Origin of the sequence: Kitasatospora sp. NPDC056531 (assembly GCF_042794375.1) — a bacterium.
In the GTDB taxonomy this organism is placed as follows: Bacteria; Actinomycetota; Actinomycetes; order Streptomycetales; family Streptomycetaceae; genus Kitasatospora.
The window spans coordinates 6182-11595 of sequence record NZ_JBHTTU010000135.1 but is presented as its reverse complement, the minus strand read 5'-3'; the positions used below and the strand labels follow the sequence as shown (position 1 = coordinate 11595).

Below are 5414 nucleotides of genomic sequence, written 5' to 3'. Positions count from 1 at the left end.
AGGGGGAGGGCAGAAAGGAGGCCGGCCGGGGTACGGCGTACGGTCATCGGAATCGTTCCCCCCGGGGTCGGTCGTGTCGGCCGCCCGTGCGGGCCGCCGGAGGAAGCATCGCGCCGCAGGGCGTGCTCCTCGTGAAGAAGGCACGACGATAGCGTGACGGCTTCACCACCTCCGCCCCGACCTCGGGCCCGCCGCACCCACCCACGCCACGCCCTGGCGGTGACGGAGCATCAGGGTGTCTTACCCGCGCGTTAGCGTGGCTCGCGAGCAGCGCGACGAAGAGCCGGATGTAGTGCCGCGTGAAGAGCCATCTGAAGAACACCGAGCAGCGGAGGTACCCCATGTCCCTGGTCCGGGTCCACAACTTCTCGATCTCCCTCGACGGTTACGGCACCGGCGAGGGCCAGAGCATCGACCAGCCCTTCGGCCACGCCACCGACCGGCTGCACAGCTGGTTCTTCCGCACCCGGACCTTCCGCCAGATGCACGGCCAGGAGGGCGGCGACACCGGTGTGGACGACGCGATGGCTCGTACCTGGGGCGACGGCATCGGTGCGGAGATCATGGGCCGCAACAAGTTCGGCCCGCAGCGCGGGCCCTGGCAGGACGAGGACTGGCAGGGCTGGTGGGGCGCGAACCCGCCGTTCCACACCCCCGTGTTCGTGCTCACCCACCATCCGCGCCCCAGACTGGAGATGGCGGGCGGCACGACCTTCCACTTCGTCGACGCCACCCCCGAAGAGGCGCTGCGCCAGGCCCGGGAGGCGGCCGGCGACCTGGACGTGCGGATCGGCGGCGGCCCGCGCACCGTTCGGGCCTTCCTGGAGGCTGATCTGATCGACCATCTGCACGTGGTCGTGGTGCCGGTCGTACTCGGCCGGGGCGAGTCGCTGTGGGCCGGGCTCGAAGGGCTGGAGCAGCGGTTCGACATCGAGGCGGTGAGCAGCCCGAGCGGTGTCACCCACCTCACCTTCATCCGCCGGAAGGCCTGACCGGACTGCCTGACCGGAAAGCGGGCGGCCTCCCCACACCTGCGGGGAGGCCGCCCGTCGCCTCAGGGCCCGATCAGGAAGTGATCAGGGAGTGATCAGACCCGGTCGGCCGCGATCAGCACGTACTGGAAGGAGCCGTCCTTGTAGGACTCGATGAACGCCTCCTCGATGCCGGTGACCAGCGAGGTGGTGTTCCGCAGCTCCCAGTAGGGCAGGGTGTCCGGGGTCAGGTCGATGACGGCCTGCGGCACCAGGCGATTGTCGGCCATCGCCCGCAGGTACTCCCGGCGCGAGTGGATGTTGCACTCGAAGTGCGCGTTGATCTGTGAGACCCACTTCGACGGCTGGCCGTACTTCGGGTTCCAGCAACCGGTGATGGTCACGTACCGGCCGCCGACCGACAGCACCCGGGAGTGCTCGGCGAACAGGTCGTGCAGGTCGACGTACATGCTGGACTCGTTGTTCCAGGAGCCGGCGATCGAGCCGTTCTCGAAGGGCATGTCGAGCATGTTGGCGACCCGGGAGCGGACGAACTCGCCGATGCCCAGCTCGCTCGCGCGCTTGTTGCCGAAGTCGGCCTGCTGGGTGGAGAGGGTCATGCCCTCGACCCGGCAGCCGAAGCGCTGGTGGGCCATCACCATCGAGCCGCCGCGGCCGCAACCGGCGTCAACCAGGGTCGAGTCGGCCCGGATGTCGCCGAGGTGGTCGAGCAGCACGTCGGCCTGGGCGGACTCCAGGCGGTGCAGCTCGGCGATGACCTTCTTCTCGCGCTCGCTGTCGGCCGCGTCGCCGATCGCCGCCCGGTCGATCTCGCCGATGCCGTAGTGGTGGTGGTACAGGCCGTCGACGTCGCCCAGGCGCAGGTTGACCGGGCGCGCCTCGTGGTCCCAGTAGCGCGCGATGTCGCCCTGGTAGGGAGTCGCCGGACCGGGGATGGCGCTTCCGGGAGTGGTGATGTCGTCCGTCAGGGACATGGGTCAACTCCAGTGTTCTTACGGGTGGTTACCGGAAACGGGTGGTTTCCGAAAAATGGGGGCCGCCGGAGAACGGTGGTTACCAGAAGTCGGGCAGCGTGTAGCGGTGGGTGTTGGTCTGGTGCCAGTAGTGGTTGCCGTCGAGCCAGGCGGCCACACCGCGCAGGAACCGTACGAGAGTTGGCACCGGGCAGGCGACGGCCAGCGCGGCCGACTCGGCCTCGAAGGCGTGCATCAGGTCGTTGTGGACCTGGATCGCCTTCAGGTACCCCTCCTTGCGGGAGACGCCCTCGCGCTCGGAGATCACCACCGGCAGGTTCAGGTGCAGTCCGGGGCTGGACAGCTCCTTGGTGTACGAGTACAGGTCGTTGACGATGGTGGTGGCGTTGCCGGCCAGCGCGATCACCCGCTGCATGGCTGGCAGCGCGTGCAGCTCCACCGAAAGCTCGTAGCCGCCGACGGTGTCGGTGATCGTCGGGCAGGGGCGGAAGTTGTTGAACTGGCGCATGGCCAGGTACTCCCACACCTGCGGCACGTGATCGGTCTCGGCCCAGGCGGCCTCGGCCAGGTACCCCATGTGCAGCCGTGCCATGTCGTGCCGGAAGCGGTCCGACTGGGAGGGCGTGGAGGCGCGGACGAAGTAGTCCATCGCCGAGCGGTACGAGCGCCGGGGCGCGTCCTCGGCGAGCGAGGCCTCCCAGGCCGGGTGGTACTCCGGCGTGGTGTGCAGCGGGTCCAGCGCGGTGTGCGCGAGCAGCAGGCGGCTGCCCAGGCCGATCGGCGAGCCGCCGAGGTCCTCGCAGTAGTAGTCGTCCACCGCGTTCTCGGCGACCATCAGGCGGGCCGCGAGCATCAGGTGGTCGATGCTGGGCGCGTCGGGGTGGCAGGCCACCATGTAGCGCCCGGTGGAGAACCCGTCGAAGTCCTTTTCCCACTCCGGTGGGTAGAGCTCGATCTCGTCGATCGCCCAGGCCTTGATCTTCAGGCTCAGCGCCTCCACCCGGGCCGGGTCGGGCTCGGCGATCGGGTGGTGGTAGAGGCCGGGGATGGGGTCGCCGCTCTTGGGCTTGCCCCCGCTCGGAGCCTCGGCGGCCGGCGCCGGGTTGGGCGGCCCGGGGAGGGGTGACGCCTGGACCTCGGGGGCGGGCGGGACGGTGGGCGCCTGGACGTCGGGGATCACGACCTCGGACAGGACCGCCTCGGGTGCCGGAACCTCCGCGGTCGGGGCCTCCGCAGCCGGGGCCTGCGGCCTCAACTGCAGCCCGGAGGTGCCCAGTCCACTGGGTCCGCGCAGGATCCGCTCGATCGCGGTGCTGCTCATGCGCCCACCACCGGAACGAGGGCGTCCGCTGGCAGTGAGTCCGGTTTGGTGCGCAGGGGCATGGAGCCTCCTCTGAGAGGGATCGCACGATGTGACGGGTCGTCATCCCGCCTGCCGCGAAGGGGAACTCCACGCCGCGGGCCCCGTCTCGCTCGATCCCCAACCGTAGGCGCGAAAGCGCCTTCCGGATCGCAACGGACGATCTTCTACACCCGATAGGGTGAACGTTCTTGCCGACGGCATTGGACTCCGGCCCTGTCATGCATCGGTCCACCCCTAGCCTCGGCCTCCCTGGCCGAACCGGCCGTTCCCGGCCGGTCCCGTCTCGCGTCAACGGACTGCAACCGCCTCGTTTCCTGAACCCGTAGACGGCGTTGAGCCGTTCATGGCGGGGACTGTTCCAATGCAGATCCCCCCTGATGTCGGCATCACGTACCACCTGCCGATCACCGGGCCCGCCAACACCACCGGCCCCACCGGCTGACCAGGGACCGTCACCTCCGACCCGCCCGCCCGGCGACTGACCCCGGCCGCCGGGCGGGCGTCCTACGTCCCCCGACCGGTACCCGACGGGACCGCAGGCCGAGGCGGAGCGTCGCCCGGGCCCGCAGCATGGACGAGTTGATCTTCCTCCGCGTGGCCGGGTGCGGCCGCACGTGTAAGGGGGAGAAGAATGAGCGGGGCGCCGTGAGTGGAACGGGGCCAGGAAGGAAGAGCAGCGCATGGAGAGCCAGGCCCGCAGCCGCACCGAACTCGTCGAGGACCTCATGGAGCGCTTCCCCGACGTGCCCCGGGAGGCGGTGATCAAGGAGGACCTGCTGCGCGGCGGCATGGCCTTCGACGAGTCGGCCCTGAGCGGCAGCTCCGGCGCCGACGGGGGCGGCGAGGTCAAACCGAAGTCGTACTTCATCTTCTCCTTCGACCACCGCACCCTGCCCGAGCTCGGCGCGGCCGCGCTGAACCGGCCGCCGGAGGAGGTCGTGCTGACCGGCGGGCCGTACGGGCTGCGCCGCACGGTGGTGTCGGTGCGGGTCAACCCGGACTCGCCGTACCGGGTCGGCGCGGGCGAGGACGGCACGCTCGGCCTCTACCTGGACGGCGCGCGGATCGCCGACGTCGGCCTGCCGCCCATGCCGGACTACTACCGGCACACCCTGGCCAACGGGAAGTCGGTGATGGAGGTCGCCCCGACCATCCAGTGGGGTTACCTGATCTACCTCACGGTGTTCCGGGTCTGCCAGTACTTCGGCGCCAAGGAGGAGTGCCAGTACTGCGACATCAACCACAACTGGCGCCAGCACAAGGCCGCCGGCCGCCCGTACACCGGGGTCAAGCCGGTCGAGGAGGTGCTGGAGGCGCTGGAGCTGATCGACAGGTACGACACCGCCCGCGCCTCCCAGGCCTACACCCTCACCGGCGGCGCGATCACCTCACAGGTCGGCGGCCGGGACGAGGCCGACTTCTACGGGCAGTACGCCAAGGCCATCGAGGAGCACTTCCCCGGTCGCTGGATCGGCAAGGTGGTCGCCCAGGCGCTACCGCGCGACGACGTCCAGCGCTTCCACGACTACGGCGTGCGGATCTACCACCCCAACTTCGAGGTGTGGGACAAGCGGCTGTTCGAGCTCTACTGCCCCGGCAAGGAGCGCTACGTCGGCCGGGACGAGTGGCACCGCCGGATCCTCGACTCCACCGAGGTGTTCGGCGCGGAGAACGTGATCCCCAACTTCGTGGCGGGCGTGGAGATGGCCGAGCCCTTCGGCTTCACCACCGTCGACGAGGCGATCGCCTCCACCCGGGAGGGCCTGCGCTTCTTCATGTCGCACGGCGTCGTCCCGCGCTTCACCACCTGGTGCCCCGAGCCCACCACCCCGCTCGGGAAGGCCAACCCGCAGGGCGCGCCGCTGGAGTACCACATCCGGCTGCTGCAGACCTACCGGGCCACCCTGGAGGAGTTCGGCCTCTCCTCCCCGCCCGGCTACGGTCCGGCCGGTCCCGGCAAGGCGGTCTTCTCGGTCAGCTCCTTCATGGACTCGCTGCCGGGCTGAGCCCACGCCGCTGAGCCCACGCCGCTGGGCCCACGCCGCTGGGCCCACGCCTCGGCGGCGCCGCCCCTCGGACGGGGGT

At 70.1% G+C, this 5414-nt stretch carries 4 protein-coding genes; 2 read left to right on the top strand and 2 right to left on the bottom strand.

Features of this window, described 5'->3' with window-relative positions; genetic code table 11:
• The first annotated feature begins 341 nt into the window (after positions 1 to 341).
• Entirely contained in the window at positions 342 to 992 is a 651-nt protein-coding gene (locus ACFQ87_RS41510) for a dihydrofolate reductase family protein (protein ID WP_380616150.1), read from the top strand.
• 95 nt (positions 993 to 1087) lie between these two features.
• On the opposite strand, the gene ACFQ87_RS41505 is transcribed toward ACFQ87_RS41510, so the two are convergent.
• Complete coding sequence (locus ACFQ87_RS41505; protein ID WP_380616148.1) at positions 1088 to 1966, bottom strand: geranyl diphosphate 2-C-methyltransferase; 879 nt, start codon at positions 1964 to 1966, stop codon at positions 1088 to 1090.
• A gap of 79 nt (positions 1967 to 2045) precedes the next feature.
• Positions 2046 to 3287, bottom strand: coding sequence for a family 2 encapsulin nanocompartment cargo protein terpene cyclase (locus tag ACFQ87_RS41500; protein WP_380616147.1), 1242 nt, complete (start codon positions 3285 to 3287; stop codon positions 2046 to 2048).
• A 722-nt stretch (positions 3288 to 4009) separates the two neighbouring features.
• Between ACFQ87_RS41500 and ACFQ87_RS41495 the strand changes: the two genes are divergently transcribed.
• Positions 4010 to 5335 (top strand): radical SAM protein, encoded by a 1326-nt coding sequence (locus ACFQ87_RS41495; RefSeq protein ID WP_380616146.1) that lies wholly within the window; start codon positions 4010 to 4012, stop codon positions 5333 to 5335.
• Positions 5336 to 5414: the final 79 nt, after the last annotated feature.